Below are 20891 nucleotides of genomic sequence, written 5' to 3' on the forward strand. Positions count from 1 at the left end.
GCTATAACGGACGATACCTGGGATCAAACGCTAGGATCAAATCGATATCGTATACAATCAATCGCTATACGGTATGTTCATTGAAGGAAGGGGTCAACCACCATGGAATCCATCGGTGATCTGCTGCGGCAGATGAAAAATTCCCGTTTTCGGGAACAATCGGATAAACTTGCCGCACAGCTTCTGAGTGATCCGCTGGTGCTGGAACTGCGTAGCAAGCATCCTGAGCTAACCGATCGGGAGCTACTGACCAATCTGAGTAAGCTTTATCAATATATTGGCGATCGTCGTCATTGCGATAATTGTCCTGGTCTGGATCGCTGTCCCAATGATTTTCAGGGGCATTATACGAATCTGGTCGTCCAGCCATCCGAAGAAGGCACCAGATTGCATGAACGCAAAACACCATGTCAGAAGCAGCTCGTTCGGCAGCATGAGCTGCAAGTACGCGAGCGTATCCAGAGCTTTTATGTGGATGATCGGGCGCTAAATGAAGGCTACAATGCAGTCGAGATCGTATCGAAAGATATGGAGCGTGTACCGGCAGTTAAACAAATTTTCAATTATATCAATCAGGTGAAGCAAGAGGGTCTGACCGCCAAAGGATTATATCTGGTTGGACATTTTGGCACCGGTAAAACATTTCTGATGTCATACATGCTGCATGAGCTTGCCAAAGTAGGGTATACCGGGGTGATCGTGTATATGCCTGAGTTTGTCGAGGATTTGAAATCGATGTTGCAGGACAATAGTCGTCTTAAGCAGACGATTGAAATCATGAAAAATACCGATCTGCTCGTATTTGATGATATTGGCGCGGAAAATCTTAACCCGTGGGTGCGTGATCATGTGCTTGGTGCCATTTTAAACTATCGGATGGAGCGTAAGCCGACCTTTTACACGTCCAATTATTCGATGGATGCTCTGCTACAACATCTGAGCTTTACGAACAAAGATGGAGAAGAACGATATAAAGGGGAGCGCCTGCTTAACCGAATCGCTCCATTTGTAGACGTAGTCAGTGTGAGTGGAGAAAATAAACGTGGCGGGATGGACGGAATCTAACTCGATTGGATCGATATAAACTAAGCGTCTGGCGCAATCGCTAGTCAGAACATCGAAATGTTCTATCCTTCTATACGCAGTGATAGCCAAACAGCAGGGGATACACAGTCAATCCGGATAACATCGTCAATAATGAGTTTCTGATGAAGAATATTCCTTTTTCAAAAGAAATGATTATAATAGAAAAAGACAGAGGTTGATTCCAAAACGGAAAATACTTACTAAATTAAAGTTAGATATTAAAAATTCGTATTTGCTGTTTCGGAATTCGCTCTTCTGTGTTATAATAAGGTTGTACTGACCTCATTCGTTGTTTAAATAATGAATAATTCAAATAAATGTTTCTGAGGAGGCTATTTCCATGGCAATCGTTAATGTATCTGATCAAACGTTCGCAAACGAAGTAGAAGGACAAGGCACGGTATTGGTAGACTTCTGGGCACCGTGGTGCGGCCCTTGTAAAATGCTTGCTCCTATTCTGGACGAGCTGGCAACTGAAGTTGGCGACAGCGTGAAAATCGCTAAAGTCAATGTAGACGAAAATCCTGAATCGGCTTCCCGTTTTGGCGTGATGAGTATTCCTACAATGATCTTCTTCAAAGATGGCCAACCTGTTGATAAAGTGGTAGGTCTGAACTCTAAGGATTCTCTGAAATCGATCCTTGCTAAACACGAGTAATTACGATTGATGAAATACAGTCTGTTACACGTCTTACCTAAGACAATGTGACAGATCACCGAAACCTCCGGCATTTTGCCGGAGGTTTTTATTATGATTACGGCAGGGTAATGGATTCGGAGGGGGATTTTGTTTTATAATAGAACATATGTTGCCTTTTACTCATGAAAGGTGACGATATCGAAAGGAGAGCGCCATGGACTCGCATATCGAAACGATCCGGGAGCAGGAGCAGGCGATGGATAATATTCGCAACAAGCTCGCATTGCTGCCTGATCTGCCCGGCTGCTATCTGATGAAGAACCGAGTGGGAACGATTATTTATGTCGGTAAAGCGAAAATACTCAAAAACCGCGTGCGTTCTTACTTTTCAGGCAGTCATGATGGCAAAACCCAGCGATTGGTCGCGGACATCCGCGATTTTGAATATATTGTAACGGGAAGTAATATGGAAGCACTTATTTTGGAGTGTAATCTGATCAAGACGCATCAGCCGAAATACAATGTGCTGCTGAAAGATGATAAGACATTTCCCTATATTAAAATTACGAATGAAGAGCATCCGCGGTTGGAAGTGACCCGGCGTGTGCTGAAAGATAAAGCGAAGTATTTTGGACCGTATCCGAATGCTTTTGCCGCGCAGCAAACGAAAAAGTTGCTTGATCGCATGTATCCACTGCGTAAATGCAAAGTGATGCCGAAGGAAGTCTGCCTGTATTATCATATGGGACAATGTCTTGCACCATGTGAATATGAAGTGCCGGAAAAATCGTATGAAGAAATTCGGCAGGAGATTACGCGCTTCCTGAGCGGTGGGCATGAGGAGATTAAGAAAGATTTACAACGTAAAATGGAAGAAGCCGCCGAAGATTTGTATTTTGAACGTGCCAAAGAATTACGGGATCAGATTCGCCATATCGATGCATTGATGGAAAAGCAAAAAATTACCATGGCGGATGCCAAAGATCGCGATATTTTTGGCTTTGCCGTAGATAAAGGCTGGATGTGTGTACAGATTCTGTATGTGCGTCAGGGCAAAATGATCGAACGTCATGCGTCGGTATTTCCATTTTACGGGGAGCCTTACAATGACTTTATGTCGTATGTAACGCAATATTATAGTGAGAATCCGGCAATGCCACAGGAGATTATGTTGCCTGCGGAAGAAATGATTGTGGAGTTGGATAGCGCGAATGAAGAGGCGTTGTCTGCTGCTGAGCAAGAAGGTCTGAATCGTCCCGATGTGGACGGTAATGATGAGGCAGCAGGTGCAGATGAAGCGGCTGAGATGGTCAGTCGGGTTGCTGAAGCCAGTGCGACGTATGAAGCTTCCTCTGCTGCTGAAAGCTCGAACGACATTGCCGCTCGTATTCGTCTGCAACGTGTGAATGCGGAGCAACTGGCTGCGGCTGATGCCGAGGATGAAGCAGCACAGCCATCAGATGATAGCGTAAATGAATTGGACTCTGCAAGCGCTACTGCAAATGGGGCGGCTGAGTCCAAAGAAACATTGGATGCGGTAAGCAGTGCCGCACTGCTGCAACAATGGCTGAGCGTGAAAGTGCATATTCCGCGTCGTGGCTTGAAGCGCCAGCTGGTGACGATGGCGCAAGATAATGCACGTGTATCGCTGGATGAGAAATTCCGCCTGATCGAGCGTGATGAAGAGCGCACATCGAAAGCTGCCGAAAACCTCGGTCAGGCGATCGGTTTGCAAAACTTGAATCGCGTCGAAGCGTTCGATAACTCCAACATTCAAGGTTCCAATCCGGTATCCGCGATGGTCGTATTTGTTGATGGAAAGCCTGCGCGTAAAGAGTATCGTAAATATAAAGTTCGTACCGTTACAGGTGCCGATGATTATGGCACGATGCGCGAAGTGATTCGCCGCCGTTATGAACGTGTGCTGAAAGAAAATCTGGACATGCCCGATCTGATCGTTGTCGATGGTGGTAAAGGTCAGATTTCAGCGGCAATCGATGTACTGCAAAATGAACTCGGTCTGTATATTCCGGTCTGCGGCCTGGTAAAGGATGCGAAGCACCGTACCGCACAGCTTATGATCGGCGATCCACCGGAGCCAGTACGATTGGCACGGGATAGCCAGGAATTTTATTTGCTGCAACGGATTCAGGATGAAGTACACCGATTTGCGATTACATTCCACCGTGAACAACGCGCCAAGTCGATGATCGTGTCCCAATTGGACAGCATTCCGGGAATTGGAGAAAAGCGCCGCAAGCAGCTGCTCAAGCATTTTGGCTCGGTGAAGAAAATCCGTGAAGCGAGTGTGGAAGACTTCCGTCCATTGTCGATTGGAGACAAGCTAGCGCGGACGATTCTGGATGCGCTACGCGAGGAGTAGACTAGGCGAATCGATCGTAAGTAGTGCAAGGCATACAGGTAAAGCAAGAGAGTGTACGCCTTTAAGCGATCAGTTACAGCTTATCAATTCATAGCGTACCAATAATGGCGTACCGACCTGACGATGAACAGGTGCTCGGTACGCCATTTTTTGTGCAAGATTATAGGACTGACTTGACAACAGAAAGACACACATAACTGTGTTTATTGCAAGATAACAGGTCTGTACAATTGAAGTGGATTCCATCCCAATGGATATCTAACCATTTACCATTTACCTTCAGTTCATTTCATGATTCTCGTTTGCACATTCGTATCATAGTGTAGCATATCGTTGAAAATAGCAAATACAGGTTCCGGCAGCTTGAACACTATTGCTTCACGCTTCATCATTTCGGTATATTCACTGCATATACGCTGTGCCACCGCTTCCTGATCGGGATGGAGCGCAGCCAGTTGGTATGAAAATGTAAGGTGAAACGCATAATCATTATGGTCGGTATGGCGAATGCCGGTCGCTTGTGCTAATTGTTCACGATAAGCTGCCAGGCGTTGAGCAGCGGCGGCTGTTGCTGGCTCCAGCCGGATACTGGCAGCATGGCAGGCATGAACACGCATATGAATCGGTTCAGGTTTCGGTATCGATTCGACGATGGATTGTAACTTGCGATCAATCTCGGTAAACGAGGCATCGTTCGTTACATGATGCGGCCATACCGACGTGCCGCGGTCGATATGACGGCAGAGCTTTAACACGGTCATATGAAATGAAGTATGCGGCAAAAAAGTATATACATGTGCAATGCTGGATTCACGGAATCGTTGACTTATTTGCTGCGCCAGTCGATAGGCGGCAAACCGATCATCATTTATAAAGCTAATGACCGTATTGCCCGGGTAATATAGAGCTTGTCCATGATCGTCAAATTTGTAGCTTGCTTCGTCTCGCATACGTCAGCACTCCTTCGCTATCATTGATCATGCAACGTTAATCGTATCGTTGTGGATCACGTGTATATTCATTCCAGTATAGTTTGCCATGACTCCACACGCATGCGCGGATACGAACAATGAGTATGGAGCATTTGATCTTTGATCGGTACATCGCTTCTGAACATTGATTGTGATTTCTAGCGTCGCTGCTGTCGATACACTAACAAAATGGCAGTAGTTGATACGATCATAATTAAGACGGAATAGACAAAGCTTAGCATCTGTGCCTGCGGAGCTGCTTCTGGATTCGTAGCTGCACCGAGTACCACCCCAAGCGGTTGATACAACGGATTAAATAAAAATACAGATAGATCATATTCCGCCAGCAAGCCGATAAAATTAAGCAAAAACACGGACAGCACCAGTGGCAGTAAAATAGGGAATACAACTCTCCAATACATGCGCCATGTGGAAGCACCTAGATTTTGGGCGGCATCTTCAAGTGTACGATCGATACTAGCATAAGCCGCTTTGAGCATACGTAGTGTGTAGGGAGTGACGAGAATCATATACCCAATCCCTAAAATAAACACCGTTCCCGTCAATACGATACCACCTACCAGACCATTGGCACGATTAAACGTCATTAACAAACCGAGTGCAATTAATGTGGACGGCAGAAACCAGGGGATTTGCAGTACAAATTCCAGTCCACCTGTCCAGCGATTGTGATGTTTGGTGATAAGTCTGCCTATTCCTAACATCATCAGTACGATCACGAAGCTTGCAGTCGCTGCATAGACGATACTTGTAAACAGTGGTTGAATGCCTGCTACGGATTGGAATACCGCTTCGTAATTGACCAGTGAAAAATGCTGGATATTGATCGTGCCGGCATACAAATCCGTGACAGGCATAAACGAAAAGCAAAGCACAGCTAACAACGGCACCGTTTGAATGATGGCGATCAGATGGGCGATAATTGTAATCGTGATCCGAACGAATGGCGAGCGAATCGTCTGTTTGTGCAGATTCGTTTTCACTTTGGATACAGATAAATAATGCCCTTTTTTTTCAATCTGAATCGATAGCAGCAAAATGACGAATGTGATACAGCCGAGAAAGATGGCGAGCACTGCCGCATAATTGCGTGTCGTTAATGTTTGTGCAAAAGAATAAATTAACGTATTGATCGTTTCAAAATGCGCACCGCCCAGAACTTGCGGAGTAGCTAGCGCCGAAATGCCAGTAATAAAAGCGATAATCGATGCTGCCAGCAAGGAAGGCTTTAAACAGGGCAGTACGACCCGGATTAAAATACGCAGCTTGCTCGCGCCAATATTGCGTGCCGCTTCGATCGTTTGGTTATCGATAGAGCGTAATGAATTACGTACAAACAGCATATAATTGGCTGTCCCAGCAAACGTAAGCTCAATCAATACCGCCCAGAAGCCTTGAAACCAGGTGGCAGGCAAGCCCGGCACCAGCGCGGTCACAAAGCCCTGACTGCCGTACAAAAAGTTATAGGCCATCACAAGCACCATACCGTTACATATAAGTGGCGAATGATACGCAATCGTCAACCAGCGATTCCCTTTAATCTGAAAATAGTCCAACACAACAATTTGAAACAGACCGAGTATCGCTACCGTAATCGCCAGACTAAAGCCCAGCAGAAGCGAATTACCCAAGCTGCTCATCGCTCGATGGGAAGCTACAATATTTAAAATAGGCTGTATATTCAACTGTCCTTGCGGCATCATCGTTGTACGAATCAATTCAAGATTTGGATAGATGAGAAAGGTGAACACAAGCCATACTAATGCGATACTCAAACCGATCAAAGTAACCTGTTTTTTAAGGCGATAACGTAATAATCGATCATTCATAATCGTTGTCCATCCTGGAAAAAAATAAGATCGTGTTTGCTAATGTACAGTCGCTGTTGATCGCCTTGCTGCATAGCTCGTTCCCTTCGATTGGATACACTGTAGAGCGGCTCACCTTCAATTTCAAAGATCCGTTTGACATGTAATCCGTAAAATTCTTCCGTGTCAAACTGAGCATCCAGTACATAATGCTCGTCAAGCATCGTCTCCGAAACCTGTTCTTTAATATGCTCTGATCGTACATACACTTGTTGCTGAGGGGAAGGCTTAAAGTCAGCATTTAACATGTTCAATCGGGCAAGTGTAGACGGCTGCAAACGATTAGCTTCACCGATAAAATCGACTACAAATTCAGTGGCTGGCTCATAATAAATATCGTATGGTGTGCCGACCTGCTCAATGACGCCTTCATTAAATACAGCAATGCGATCAGAGAGCGTAAGCGCCTCCTCCTGATCATGAGTTACATAAATCATCGTGACACCAGAAGCCGTCTGAATTCGTTTTAATTCGCTGCGTAATTTTTTGCGCAGTCTTGCATCCAGATTCGAAAGCGGTTCATCCAGCACGATGATGTCTGGATTCAGTGCCAGTGTACGCGCAATTGCCACACGTTGCTGCTGACCACCAGACAGTTCGCTAATATGCTTGCCCAATTGTTCGTCTGTCAGATTGACCATCTGGGCAACCTGCTCCAGCCGTATACGAATGCGCTCTTTGGACCATTTATGTTCTTTTAGGCCGAAGATGATATTTTCCCGTACAGTCATCGTGGGGAAGAGCGCATAATTTTGGAACACCATCCCGATCCTGCGCTCCTCTACTGGAAGCTGCGTAATATCATGACCATCGATCTGAATGCTGCCCTGCGTTGGAATGATGAAACCAGTAATCGCTTTTAAAGTAGTCGTTTTGCCGCAACCGGATGGACCCAGAAAGGTGAAAAATTCACCTTTTTGGATGTCCAGCGATAGGTTTTGAATAACAGCTTTCTGATTAAAAAGAATTTCAAGCCCATTCAGTCGGATCATACGAATTTCCTCCATAGGGATATCATTTCATATACTCCAGTTGAATTTTAGCGACCCACTGATCCATCATCGAGTTGATGTAATTCCAGTCTGCCTGCTGCGGTTTGGATGTTTTCATCACTTTTTGCATAAATGGATCGATATGTGATTGCGCTTGCCGATTAACTACGATGCTGCCATAGGTGGAAGCGTAATCGCCCATCATATCGGCGCTGCCGAGCCAGTTGGCAAAACGAATCGACTCTTCCACTACAGCTGGATTATTGTTTTTCACGACACCCAGCTGATTCGTATTCGTCGGTTCACCTGTGCGGCTATATACAATCAGCGGTTCCATATGATACGTATCGATAAATGATTTGAGACCAGAAGCATAGATGTAGGTGATGGGCACTTTGCCATCGACTAGATTTTGCATATCTTTTTCACCTTTGGGCGTCTGGTATCCATATTGGAAATACGATTTGATCGCATCCCAGCCTGCTTGAGATACACCAAGTTCGCCTTTAGGATCGAGATACTGAGCAATAATACCACCGATGATGGCGCGATTGGTCGTACCGCCAAAGTCGGTTGGAACCGCATATTTGCCATGAAATTGTGGGTTTTGCCACAGGTCTTGATAGCTGGTCGGCGCTGTTGTCGCTGTGTATAGCTTCGGATTGGCGATTAAAAGTTTGGGTTGCAACTCATATGACCAGCTATAGCCATTTTGCTCGTTATGGCTGGTCAGTTGATCTGCCCAGCTAGGTGTCCATTTTTGTAAAGCATGGGCATCGCTCATTGACTGGAACATCGTATCGGAAGGACCCCAGACAACATTCAGCGTCGGATTATTCACTTCACCGATAACACGTGATGTCAAATCGCCACCGCCGAGACCGACTAGCTTGATATTAAAGCCAGCCTGTTTGGCAGCATCGGCTAACCATTGGTCACGTCCGTTGCCAGTATTGTTGGTAGCAACGACGATTTGTTGGCCGCTGGGCTTTTGCGCCAAAATAGACTTCATATCCAAAGCCGTCTGTTCACCGGCAGTGTGGGTACTAACAGCTGTACTGGAGGTTGTCGCCGTAGCATCGGACGGGGTGCTGCATGCTGTCGTCAGTGTAATGGGAATGAATAGCGTTACCATACTTAGCAGCAGCCTGAATGTGTGTGTGAATGACATAGCTTTCATAAACAATCTTCCTTTCAAATGTGAAATCGAATATAGGTTCGATCATCAAAGCTATCGGACTGTGCAGTCATACCTTTAGTGGAACGGTAGTGTTTGTAACACATCGGATCATGCTGGAGCTGAGCTTGTAAAAACGCTTCCGTCTGCTCTAGCGTGGAATGAATCCGCGGATAACCGTCGCTTGCCAAAATGATCTCGTGCTGCTGCTCATCAAGCTGGAAAATACGCAGCAAGCGATCTGGAATCGGTTGTCCATTGAGTACAGCATAGCCATATTCGGGAATATCCCGATTGGCAAACATACATGCTTGTTGAATCCACGGTAAAATAAAATCTCTACCGGGATCTTCGCCAGCAGGTAGCGGATCGCTAGAATGAATCGGATCCATTTGCCAGTCGCGCATCGTTAAAATAAAACTGCGTATATCGGACAAAATCGTATCGCTCTTTTTCGGGTTAGCATAATACTGACCGTCAATTTGCAGCTGACAATCGCCAATGAGCCAGATTTGCCGATAATAATCAGAATAGATAGCCGCTACTGCTTGAAATGGCTGGTTGTGATCACTGGAATGATGTAGTATAGAATGTGAATATGTTATAAATTCGTTGTTAATCGCATTGATGAACTGATGAATCGTCGTATCAGCAGGCAATTGCTGGATCTGTTGTGTTATAAGCTCCATAGCGATTTGGCCTGTCGTTTTACCATGATAACGAATCGGCAATTTACTCGTCACGCCATCGATCACAGCGATAAAGTGATCGGTAATGATGAGAGCGTCTTCATTGGCGGTATGTCTATTTTTACTCACACTGGTTTGTTGAATGATGTTAATAGTAACTCCCCTTTCTGGCCGTGGCCTGTTTCGTCCTGTATCTGTATTGTATCGTTGACGATTCAGAAAGGGCATGTTCAAACCTCTTTGAAATATTGCATTTTGTCTTTTGATTATTCTTTTCAAACGGGTAGAAGGTTAGCCAGCATGAGATGGTATAAAAAGTAGCTGAATTGATAAAAAATTGACGTTTCGCTTTATTGTAATTTACGAATACACGGCATACTTGTGAATACAATCAATCGTTATACATGGAGGATGTCATGAGCAAAAAAATGATGCCCACAGCTTATGCCCCAAAGCCAAGTATGGAACAGCGCGATTATCAGATTCATTACAATCGGGATCGCGCAATTACACAATTAAGAAGCCGATTTAAACGTCATGTTCATCAGCATTATGAACTGTATTTTTTAATATCGGGTAATGTCCATTATCATGTCGAACAGCGTTCTTTTACATTAAAAGCAGGCGATATTATGTTAATTCGACCGGGTCAGCAACATTACGCCGAGTTGATTCCATCGGACGATTCGTATGAACGTTATGTATTATGGCTACATCCGTCATATTTGGAAAAGATCTCTACCGCATCGACCGATTTGCAGCTTGCTTTCAACCATATTAATTTTCACGGCAGCCATTTAAGCCTCAGTAGCGATGTGATTGTATTACTCAGCAATCTGCTGCATCATATCTGGGTACAATCGCAGTCACAGGAATACGGAGCGGACATGCTGGCACGTAGTTATATGAATGAATTGCTCATTATGGTTGCGCGTGCCAAATTAAACAATCCATTGTACTATCGCCCGAAGCATTTGAATGATGAACAATTGCTAGTAGAGACGCTGGATTATATTCACGAACATATTCATGAAGCGATGACGGTGGAGCATATGGCGCAGCAATTGTTCGTCAGTCGCTCCTTTTTATCGAAAATGTTTACTGAAAATATGGGGATATCAATCCATAAATATATCGTACAAAAGAAATTGCATCTGGCTAAACGAGAGTTGTTATCCGGTCAATCGACTCATTCCATCTGTGAACAATTCAGTTTTGGTGATTACAGTACCTTTTATCGTGCCTTTCAACGTGAATTTGGTATGTCGCCACGAGTGTATGTACAGGCGATGAAAGAGGACGAAGAAGCTGATTATGAAGCTGAAATGAGGAAGTGAATATGCAGGCATTGGTAGATCGTATGCTGGTATTGACCATCTCAGGCAACGTAGTATTATAGTAAGTCGCTTGCGTAACTAACATATTGAGTTGACGGGTGCATATATTGGAAGATGCATTTAGCTGCATGTGTAAAGGAATAGAGACGAGATACTGAACAGAGTCGAGATACATGAACAGAGTCGAGAAAGGAAATAAAGTACGTAAAAGAACCCCATCTGCTAGGATGAGGTTCTTTTACATGCTTTAGCATACGGTGCATATAGCGCAGCATAGTCTATTATCATTCTTCATCGGTTGAATCCGGGTCGCGTTTCGTTAGTGACGGGGCGATAGGGCGGCTATCATCCTCCGACTCAGACGGTTTCGTCGCTGTTACCGATGGTGATTCTGCTACTTTATGATCCTGATCCTGATACAGACGAAAGCGCGAAGGATCATTAGGCACATCACCTGGCTTGCCCTCATATGGACGATAATACGGATGACCGGCATCCGGCGTTGGATACGTCGGTGGTGCAAAAGGCGGCTGCTGCGGTGCTGGCGGTACATAAGGCGGATACATATTCGCTACACCTTTATTCCGTGTATACCGGTAAATCCCATAAGCAATCACAGCTGGCAAAATGATATACACGATGCCAAGTGTCGTATTTCCCCATCCGCCAAGCGACATCAGGCTTAGCGACATTAGAATCGTATCAAACATGACGTGTGCAAATACAGCTGCGATAAAACCATAACGTATAAATACAAGGCTGAATAGCAAGCCGATAATGAGCAGTTCGATCGGACGGGAGTAGACTGGATAAATCGGATACAGCGTATGACCGAGCGCCCAGATGATCGATGTGATCGCGGCAGCGGCAAACGTATTGCGCAGCAATTTTTTCAACATCACGATACCGAACAGACGGTATACGCCTTCCTCGCCAATTCCTGCCATCCACGCTAGCAGTGGAAACAGCGCAGGCACGACCATATTATAGGGGGAGCTGGAATCATCGGTGGAGGAAAAGACACCGAATGCCGGCTCCATGATCAGATAGATGATCGATTGTACACCGAGCAACATGATCGCGAACAAATAACCGACCGCTGCGCTATGCAGTACATATTTGCCATAGCCGATCTCACGTGAGCGAGGCCACATATTCAGACCACGTTCACGCCATAGACCATCCCCGCCGACAAGCGAGAAGTACAGCAGCACAGCCATCATCACATTCAGTACAAGCTGTAAAATAACGAGAAACAGCAGCGTAAGCTGTCCTGTCCAGCCGGTTTGTCCATATTCCCGTTCAAGATAAGGCCACATATTAAATACACTGATCATTGAAACGGCAGTGTATATACACGTTAATATAATGCCACGTGTAAACGAAGTATGCTTGCGTTTTAATGAAGCAAATACGATTGCCAGCACGCCCAGTACGAGTGTGAACAGACCGTAGCCGAGGAACGTTAGCCACGTAGCGAGCGTGGTCTGGGATTTAATATAGCTTGTGTAAGTCGCTGGTGGTGTGATCACAGGTACGATCGAAGCGACTTCATCATTGTTAAACGTTAACTGGATATGCAATATGGATTCGCCAAGTTTGGCAGTAGGAACCGTATAGTCCAGTCCAGTTTCAATGTCGGTCGTTTGTAGCTTCAGCTTGGAGGGATCATAGCCAAGCTTTTGCAACAGTGGACGAGCAAGCTGCTCTTTATCTTCCAATAAAAGCGAACCGTCATCTGCTGGCAGATCACTATCGCTGCTAGAAGACATCGAGTTCAAGCTATTATTGATGGCGTGGATACGAAATCCAAGTACATTGCCACTATTCATATGTACATCCATATCTACAGAATATTGATAACTTTGATAATGAACCCGAAATACATCATAAGGTGCCCATTTCTCAATGTTATTTGTATATTCTTTAGTTAGCTTTTCACGCGCAATATAGCCGCTTAGCGCTGCATCTGTCACATACGTGATCGTCGGATCACCCAGTGCTGCCCGATCATTTTCATTCATGGGCAGGCTGGCTTTGAATGTATTGGCGCTCTGAATCGCTTGCTCCTCCGTAATGGATGCGGTTTGCTGGGCTTCCAGTGTATCCGAAGCTGTAAGCGGAAATACCTGGGTGAACAGGAATATGAGCAATGCAATGACCGCGAGCAAACCGAGCCATTTATAATTCGGTTTGAGTTGTACAGGTTGGCCTACAGGATTCATAACTTCCTCCCTATCTTCCTATAATAATGGTGTACAGATTATTAGAGTGTGCTGGCACAGGCCAGACATAGATATTGCAAGTGTAACGTAATCATACGGTGTTTGCAAAAGACAGCAGGGCAGGGAAATAGACGATTATCGCCCTGTGTAGTATCGCTGTTTATGGTGGAGCTTGATTGTTAACGTGTATTGTTGAGAGCTGTAATTACGACTTATAGTTGGGATGAATTATTCAGAACAACGGTTAAGCATTCCATTGAAGCAGACGATTAAGCAAACGCTCAATAAAGACAGCAACTTTATAGCCTATGCGCTCAGTGTACATGTACGATTTCGATCAGATGTCAATCCACGTTAAAGTTATGGTTATGTTCGGTGGGCCACTGTTCATTTTCCAGCACAGGCGGATTGTCTTCGACCCGAATATTAGCATCCCGAATCATCGGTTTACGACTTTTAAAGCCAGCGGTCGTATCGGCAATCCATTGCCGTGCGGCGGTACCCAGATCAGCTGCTTCATTATAAATGAGACACGTTGTACGGCGCGTCTGCTCCAGCTCTGGAATGTGGAGCGACACCAGCTCATTGCTCGACAGCAATTGTTCTCCGATATACGAACGTGGTAGCAAGGCAGCCGCCATACAGATCGGCAGCAATCGTACAATCGCTTCAAACGAATCGATCTCCATGCGCAGATCAGGCATGACCATATACCGATGAAACACATCATCGATCAGCTTACGATACCATGTACCTTTGGAAAACATAATCATCGGCAAGCCTTGTAGCTGCTGCATACCAGGCTGCTTTTTCTCAGCTAATGGATGTGCTTTGGGCACCACCAGTTCCAGATGATCATCGAATAAGGGCACACATACTAGACCGGATTCGTGAATCGATGAAGCGACAATGCCGATATCAGCTCTTTTGTCACGAATGTCATTGACAATCTCGTGCGTCTTACCTGTAATAAGCTTCACCTCGGCATACGGATGCTTCTCGGTAAAGCTGCGTACAAGCGGTGGCATCGTCGTTTGAAGTGTGGTCAGGCTGGCTCCGAACGTGACGGTAGTCTGTTCTTCGGATTTGTAACGGTTTAAACTTTGCAAAAAGCGTAGCTGCTGCTGACGCTGTTCCAGTGCAAATGTATAGGTTAATCTGCCGATGGCGGTCAGTTCCAGCCGTTTACCATTGCGATTAAAGAGCGCAACGCCGAGTTGTTCCTCCAGTTTGGCGACTTTACGAGATAGAGCAGGCTGAGACAAATTGAGCAAACGGGAAGCTTGATTCAAGCTGGATTGCTCCACAACGACAGCAAACACATCAAGATCTTCGATCATGTGACGAAAAGCTCCTCTCTTATGCAAAAAAGTTATAACAATTAATAATTATATTGCAATTCCATTATAAGACAATTTAGAGTAACATAAAAAGTGACACAACTTGTTCACACTAGGTGTTCTGTGACGATCCTTCAAACGAAGCACGCACAATACGCGACATACTGCGATTCCTGGCAGGCATGAACAGGTTGCAATGCTACGGAAGATGGGGAACTTCCTATGCAAGAATGAGCAGAGGTCCGAATATTTTGTTCATTCAAGTTTAGGCAGCATTATCAATGCTTGTCACGATGAAAACGCTCTTATTATGAAAGGGGAACGTCATTCATGAAAGGCTTCTACGCCAGAAGGCTGCACTCGTTGCTCGGGATCATTCCACTGGGTCTGTTCTTTATTGAGCACATGATCACCAACTTTTCCGCTTATGAAGGAGGAAAGGAATCATTTGACCAGGGCGTGGCCTTTTTAAACGGTCTGCCGCTCGTGCTGTTTCTGGAGATTGTCTTTATCTTCCTGCCGTTACTGTACCACGGCATCTATGGTCTGTATATCGCATACCAGGCCAAGCCGAACAACAATCACTTTGGAAATGAGCGCAACTGGCGTTATACGCTACAGCGTGTAACCGGTGTGATCACATTTATCTATGTAGCCTGGCACGTATACGATACGCGCTTCCAGGTAGCACTTGGTAACGTTACACACGAACAGCTCGGTGGCATCATGCACAATATTATGACCAATCCAGCTACATTTGTACTGTATGCGATTGGTGTTGTGTCAGCGTCTTTCCACTTCTCCAACGGACTCTGGTCTTTCCTCGTTACATGGGGAATTACAGTTGGCCCACGCGCACAGCGTGTGTCCAGCTACATTTGCATGACGATCTTCGTAGTCGTAGCTGTAATGTTTATTCTGTCCATGGTAGCCTTCCGTAATGTGGAGTTCCAGGACCCGACTGTTGCATTTGAAAGTATTCGTGCGCTGGTAGCATAAATTCGCGGTGTGGCAGCCTTTATGATCCGTTTAGCGGATATGAAGTTGTCCCCAGAGCAAGCAGGTTAAAGGGGAGGGTAATTTCTTATGGCAACATCCAATATTATTATTGTGGGCGGCGGTCTGGCTGGCCTAATGGCTACGGTCAAGGCAGCAGAGGCTGGCGTACACGTTCATCTATTCTCACTCGTACCTGTGAAGCGCTCGCACTCCGTATGTGCGCAGGGCGGCATCAACGGTGCGGTTAATACAAAAGGGGAAGGCGACTCGCCGTGGCTGCATTTTGACGATACGGTCTATGGTGGTGACTTCCTTGCCAATCAGCCGCCGGTTAAGGCGATGTGTGATGCGGCACCAGGCATTATCCACCTGATGGACCGGATGGGTGTTATGTTCAACCGGACGCCTGAAGGTTTGCTCGACTTCCGTCGTTTCGGCGGTACAAAGCATCACCGTACAGCATTTGCCGGTGCAACGACCGGACAACAGCTGTTGTATGCACTTGATGAGCAAGCACGTCGCTGGGAAACCGCTGGTCTCGTGACCAAATACGAGAACTGGGAATTCCTCGGTGCGATTCTGGATGACGAAGGTGTTTGTCGCGGTGTCAATGCGCAAAACCTGCGTTCGATGGAAATTTCCAGCTTTGCTGCTGATGCGGTTATTCTGGCGAGCGGTGGTCCTGGTATTATTTTCGGCAAAACGACCAACTCGGTTATCAATACAGGTACAGCGGCAAGTGCGGTGTATCAGCAAGGTGTTAACTATGCGAACGGTGAGTTCATTCAAATTCACCCGACAGCGATTCCAGGCGATGACAAACTACGTCTGATGTCCGAGTCGGCACGTGGTGAAGGTGGTCGGATCTGGACGTACAAAGACGGTAAGCCGTGGTACTTCCTCGAAGAAAAATATCCGGCGTATGGTAACCTCGTACCTCGTGATATCGCCACTCGCGAAATCTTCGACGTGTGTGTGAACCAGAAGCTTGGCGTCAACGCTGAAAACATGGTCTACCTCGATCTGTCTCATAAAGACCCGAAAGAGCTGGACGTTAAACTGGGCGGTATTATCGAAATCTATGAGAAATTCATGGGTGACGATCCGCGCAAAATCCCGATGAAAATCTTCCCTGCGGTTCACTACTCGATGGGCGGCATGTGGGTCGATTATAACCAGATGACCAATATCCCGGGTCTGTTCGCAGCAGGCGAGTGTGAGTACCAGTATCACGGTGCCAACCGTCTGGGCGCCAACTCACTGCTGTCCGCTATCTACGGTGGTATGGTAGCCGGTCCAAAAGCGGTTGAATATGTAAAAGGTTTGAAAAAGTCCGCTGCGGATTTACCGCAATCGCTATTCGATCAATCGCGTAAGCAGCATGAAGAGAAATACGAGCGTCTGCTCAGTATGGACGGTAACGAAAACGCCTATGTGATCCACCGTGAGCTGGGCGAATGGATGACCGACAATATGACGGTTGTTCGTTACAATGACAAGCTGCAAGCTACAATTAACAAAATCAAGGAATTGAAACAACGTTACACTAAAATTGACGTGAACGATGCTTCGCGCTGGAACAACCAGGGTGTCGCTTTCACCCGTCAATTGTGGAATATGCTGGAGCTTGCCGAAGCGATGACGCTGGGCGCGCTGATGCGTGACGAGAGTCGCGGTGCGCATTACAAACCGGATTTCCCAGAGCGTAACGACGAGGACTTCCTGAAAACGACGATCGCTTCATGGACAGCGGATGGACCAAAGATCTCATACGATGAAGTCGATGTATCGTTGATTCCGCCGCGTATCCGTGACTATTCCAAAAGCTAATTAAGCTGTGTCATCGGATGTTCGGTTTACATTCATTGTCTGATCACATATTGAGCGCGATCAACATATGATCCAATGAAAAGAATGCTACCACACAAAATATCGTACAGGTCAGGCTACCGCTATAAGGTAGTCCGACCTTTCCACTCGGTTGGTTATTACACAAGCAAGTAGCCTATGAAATGAAGGGGGCATTACCATGGCGGAAGCAGTTTCAACCGGAAATCCGGCCGTACAGCAGACAGCGAAGAAAGTGAAGTTTGTCATCACCCGTCAGGACAAGCCAGAAGGTCCATCCTATACAGAGGAATTTGAAATTCCGTATCGTCCGGGTATGAACGTCATTAGCGCCTTGATGGAAATTCAGCGCAATCCGACGAACAGCAGCGGTAAAGATACAGCGCCAGTATGCTGGGAATCGAACTGTCTGGAAGAAGTGTGCGGTGCCTGCTCGATGGTTATTAACGGTAAGCCGCGTCAGGCTTGTTCGTCTCTCGTCGACAAGCTGGAGCAGCCGATTACGGTTGCACCAATGAAAACATTCCCGGTTGTGCGTGACCTTGTGATCGATCGCAGCCGTATGTTCAGTGCACTGAAAAAGGTTAAAGCATGGATTCCAATTGACGGTACGTATGATCTCGGTCCAGGTCCGCGTATGGCTGAAACGAAGCGTCAATGGGCATATGAGCTGTCCAAATGTATGACATGTGGCGTATGTCTGGAAGCTTGTCCAAACGTGAACGAGAAAACGGACTTTATCGGTCCAGCTCCTCTGTCTCAAGTGCGTCTGTTCAATGCTCACCCTACAGGTGAAATGAACAAAGAAGAGCGTCTGGATGCGATTATGGGCGAAGGCGGTATTGAGGCTTGCGGTAACTCGCAAAACTGTGTGCGTTCATGTCCAAAAGGCATTCCGCTCACCACGTCTATTGCTGACCTGAACAAGGAAACGAATAAGCGTATGTTTAAACGTTGGTTGAGTGTATAATCAATATCAACCGGCAATATAGTGAATCGAGTATGGTTCGGTCCGTGTAGTAGGTAGGGAACCATTTCGGCAGGAGCGGGTTGCGCATATCCAGTGCGGCCCGCTTTTTGTTATTTGCATACGGTTTGAACATCGAAGTCTCAACATCATTTTGGAGGAAGTTCTATGATTACGGAAAAACCGATCAGTTTTACACAGCTCAAGCAGGAGTTTGCTGCACTGGGCGTACAGGCAGGTATGAGCATTCTGCTGCATTCGTCGCTTAAAAGTATAGGGGGCTGGATTCCCGGTGGAGCGGAGACCGTCATTCTTGCGTTAGAGGATGTGCTGGGATCAGAAGGCACATTAATGATGCCGACACAAACGTCGCAGTTGACCGATCCGAAGCTGTGGCGTTATCCGCCTGCCGATCCGCGCTGGTGGGATTTGATTCGTGAAAGTATGCCCCCGTATGATCCTGATTTTACCGTGACGACAGGGATGGGTGCGATTGCGGAAACGTTCCGCAAGCAGCGTGGTGTGCTGCGTAGTGAGCATCCACATGTATCGTTCGCTGTATGGGGCAAACATGCACAGGCATGGACGGAACATCATGAGCTGGATTATGGGCTTGGCAACAGTTCGCCGTTACAGCATCTATATGATAATGATGGCTATGTGCTTATGCTCGGTACGGAGTATGTGACAAATACATCGATCCATCTGGCAGAATATCATGCCGAATGGAATGGCAAAAAGACGATTATGATGGATGCGCCTGTTATGACGGACAAAGGTAAGCAATGGGTTCGTTTTCGCGATCTGAATTTTAATTCGGATGATTTTGATGATATTGGTGCCGATCTGGAAGCGGATTGTCCGCATCTCGTTGTCAGCGGTAAAATCGGCAATGCGACGGCGAGATTAGTATCGCAGCCTGCACTGGTTGATTATGCATCCGGCTGGTTGGAAACGAATCGCTAAGGCTATATAAATAGAAACAGGCATGTTGCCGAAATCGATCCGATCGGTTGAAGGTACGGTCTGTGATGTGCTTTACATATGTCGGTATACGATTGGCGTATGACGCATACGCGATTGCCGCCCTAATCTACCCATTACAACAGCACGATCTTACTTTTATTCGCCAAAGGAGGCACTTACTTATGATCTGGAGAGAAAGAGAACATTCTTTTATTATGATTCGGCAGCATGACCATGCCCGTGTATCCGGTGAGTTTTCCAGAAACCTGCATGCAGGACCAACCCGCGATCCGAAGCGTTGGGATGAAGTGTTACTTGGTTGTGAACAGCATGATCGCGGCTGGATTCCGCTCGATCGCATTCCGATCTGGAACGATGCGAAGGAGCGTCCGTTCTCGTTTTTGGATTTTCCAGAGCCAGCCAAGCTTGTTTTTTACCGTTATGGCATTGATCAGATGGAGGAGATGAGTCCATACGCGGCGATGCTGGCAAGTTTGCATTATTGTGCATTGATCAGTCATTATGGTGCGGAAGATCCATTTTGTCGTGCCTTTCTGGAAGAGGAAGCGCAGCGGCATGAGCGCATTAAAGCACTGACTTCGCCGGGAGAAGAAGAACTTCGTTTTCATCGTGCAGTGTTAGAACTATGTGATGATCTGTCACTATATGTATGTCTGAATGAGCCGGGTGTCGCTAAGGAAGACGAGATGCAGTGGTGGAAGGATGGCTTTGATGTGGGCAAGAAATTGGAAGCTGCCCAGTATGAGACGATCATGCCAAAGTGGCTGGATGAGCGTTATGTGGAGCTTGATCCATTCCCATTTCAGCAGCCGGTTGAGGTGACCGTGATCTATCGCGAGGTGTCCAAGTCGTCGATCGCTGAGCAGGGGCTGGCGGAAGCGTATGAAGCTTCCGAAGAACAGTTGCAGCGCATTGTATTTAAAGGCAAGCAGACGTAAGCTTGAATGAGAACAAGAACTAGTGCAAGAACTACTGCAAGGGTCGGTAAAAAGAGAAAATCTTAATAAAACGTCGCATACAATATACGATGGAATAAATCAGGCTTTCAATTAAAGTGGGTCATGGTATTAGTCAAAAGGTACGAAGCTGCGGACTTGTTCATAAGCCTGACAGCAACCGGTGTTCAAACTAAAAGCGAGTAAATGGTACAGCTATTTCCCCGCACATCTGCGGTATATTTGACGACAGTAAGCGTATTGCGCCAAAATAGTCAATAAATATATCGCAACCGGAGCAAGTGCAAGCGGCCGGTGTGCATCCGACTGAATCGGTATAGTGCAGTCTGGAAACGGAGGGAACGTATCTGAAGCATCGCAACGAAGCAATATATACAGATAAAGGTGCGGTGCCAAAATGGATCG

The 20891-nt window shown here is 46.3% G+C and carries 16 protein-coding genes; 9 read left to right on the forward strand and 7 right to left on the reverse strand.

Features of this window, described 5'->3' with window-relative positions; all coding sequences use genetic code 11:
* The first annotated feature begins 102 nt into the window (after positions 1-102).
* The 3 genes from dnaI (at position 103) to uvrC (ending at position 4109) form a co-directional block, all read left to right on the forward strand.
* Complete coding sequence (gene dnaI / locus AAHF22_RS12985; RefSeq protein WP_347325445.1) at positions 103-1065, forward strand: primosomal protein DnaI; 963 nt, start codon at positions 103-105, stop codon at positions 1063-1065.
* 361 nt (positions 1066-1426) lie between these two features.
* Positions 1427-1744 (forward strand): thioredoxin, encoded by a 318-nt coding sequence (trxA, locus tag AAHF22_RS12990; protein ID WP_347325446.1) that lies wholly within the window; start codon positions 1427-1429, stop codon positions 1742-1744.
* A gap of 196 nt (positions 1745-1940) precedes the next feature.
* Positions 1941-4109, forward strand: coding sequence for an excinuclease ABC subunit UvrC (gene uvrC / locus AAHF22_RS12995; RefSeq protein ID WP_347325447.1), 2169 nt, complete (start codon positions 1941-1943; stop codon positions 4107-4109).
* Positions 4110-4393: 284 nt separating this feature from the next.
* On the opposite strand, the gene AAHF22_RS13000 is transcribed toward uvrC, so the two are convergent.
* The 5 genes from AAHF22_RS13000 to AAHF22_RS13020 all read right to left on the reverse strand — a co-directional run bounded on the left by AAHF22_RS13000 (position 4394) and on the right by AAHF22_RS13020 (position 10055).
* Positions 4394-5059, reverse strand: coding sequence for a DUF1868 domain-containing protein (locus AAHF22_RS13000; protein WP_347325448.1), 666 nt, complete (start codon positions 5057-5059; stop codon positions 4394-4396).
* A 179-nt stretch (positions 5060-5238) separates the two neighbouring features.
* Complete coding sequence (locus tag AAHF22_RS13005) at positions 5239-6930, reverse strand: ABC transporter permease (protein WP_347325449.1); 1692 nt, start codon at positions 6928-6930, stop codon at positions 5239-5241.
* Entirely contained in the window at positions 6927-7961 is a 1035-nt protein-coding gene (locus AAHF22_RS13010) for an ABC transporter ATP-binding protein (RefSeq protein ID WP_347325450.1), read from the reverse strand. Before AAHF22_RS13010 ends, AAHF22_RS13005 begins: the two co-directional genes overlap by 4 nt.
* A 22-nt stretch (positions 7962-7983) precedes the next feature.
* Positions 7984-9141 carry an ABC transporter substrate-binding protein gene (locus AAHF22_RS13015; RefSeq protein WP_347325451.1) on the reverse strand — a complete coding sequence of 386 codons (1158 nt, stop codon included), beginning with the start codon at positions 9139-9141 and terminating at the stop codon, positions 7984-7986.
* A 14-nt stretch (positions 9142-9155) separates the two neighbouring features.
* Positions 9156-10055, reverse strand: coding sequence for a hypothetical protein (locus AAHF22_RS13020; protein ID WP_347325452.1), 900 nt, complete (start codon positions 10053-10055; stop codon positions 9156-9158).
* 188 nt (positions 10056-10243) lie between these two features.
* On the opposite strand from AAHF22_RS13020, the gene AAHF22_RS13025 reads away from it, so the two are divergent.
* A complete protein-coding gene (locus AAHF22_RS13025) occupies positions 10244-11164 on the forward strand; it encodes a helix-turn-helix transcriptional regulator (RefSeq protein WP_347325453.1) in 921 nt (306 codons plus the stop codon).
* A gap of 284 nt (positions 11165-11448) precedes the next feature.
* On the opposite strand, the gene AAHF22_RS13030 is transcribed toward AAHF22_RS13025, so the two are convergent.
* On the reverse strand, positions 11449-13389 hold the full coding sequence (locus AAHF22_RS13030; RefSeq protein ID WP_347325454.1) for a CPBP family glutamic-type intramembrane protease: 1941 nt from the start codon (positions 13387-13389) through the stop codon (positions 11449-11451).
* A 344-nt stretch (positions 13390-13733) separates the two neighbouring features.
* The gene (locus AAHF22_RS13035) at positions 13734-14729 is read right to left on the reverse strand and encodes a LysR family transcriptional regulator (RefSeq protein ID WP_347325455.1); all 996 of its coding nucleotides are present in this window, start codon (positions 14727-14729) and stop codon (positions 13734-13736) included.
* 330 nt (positions 14730-15059) lie between these two features.
* Here AAHF22_RS13035 and AAHF22_RS13040 point away from each other — a divergent pair, with 330 nt between their 5' ends.
* From AAHF22_RS13040 to AAHF22_RS13060, 5 genes are all read left to right on the forward strand, one after another.
* Entirely contained in the window at positions 15060-15728 is a 669-nt protein-coding gene (locus AAHF22_RS13040) for a succinate dehydrogenase cytochrome b558 subunit (protein WP_347325456.1), read from the forward strand.
* 87 nt (positions 15729-15815) lie between these two features.
* A complete protein-coding gene (sdhA, locus tag AAHF22_RS13045; RefSeq protein WP_347325457.1) occupies positions 15816-17558 on the forward strand; it encodes a succinate dehydrogenase flavoprotein subunit in 1743 nt (580 codons plus the stop codon).
* A gap of 199 nt (positions 17559-17757) precedes the next feature.
* Positions 17758-18546: a succinate dehydrogenase iron-sulfur subunit gene (sdhB, locus tag AAHF22_RS13050; protein WP_347325458.1), complete on the forward strand. Its 789-nt coding sequence runs from the start codon at positions 17758-17760 to the stop codon at positions 18544-18546.
* A 165-nt stretch (positions 18547-18711) separates the two neighbouring features.
* On the forward strand, positions 18712-19509 hold the full coding sequence (locus AAHF22_RS13055) for an AAC(3) family N-acetyltransferase (protein ID WP_347325459.1): 798 nt from the start codon (positions 18712-18714) through the stop codon (positions 19507-19509).
* A gap of 182 nt (positions 19510-19691) precedes the next feature.
* Positions 19692-20468, forward strand: a complete 777-nt coding sequence (locus AAHF22_RS13060; protein WP_347325460.1) for a DUF3891 family protein — start codon at positions 19692-19694, stop codon at positions 20466-20468.
* Positions 20469-20891 lie beyond the last annotated feature (423 nt).

Source organism: Paenibacillus wenxiniae (assembly GCF_039822605.1).
In the GTDB taxonomy this organism is placed as follows: Bacteria; Bacillota; Bacilli; order Paenibacillales; family Paenibacillaceae; genus Saccharibacillus; species Saccharibacillus wenxiniae.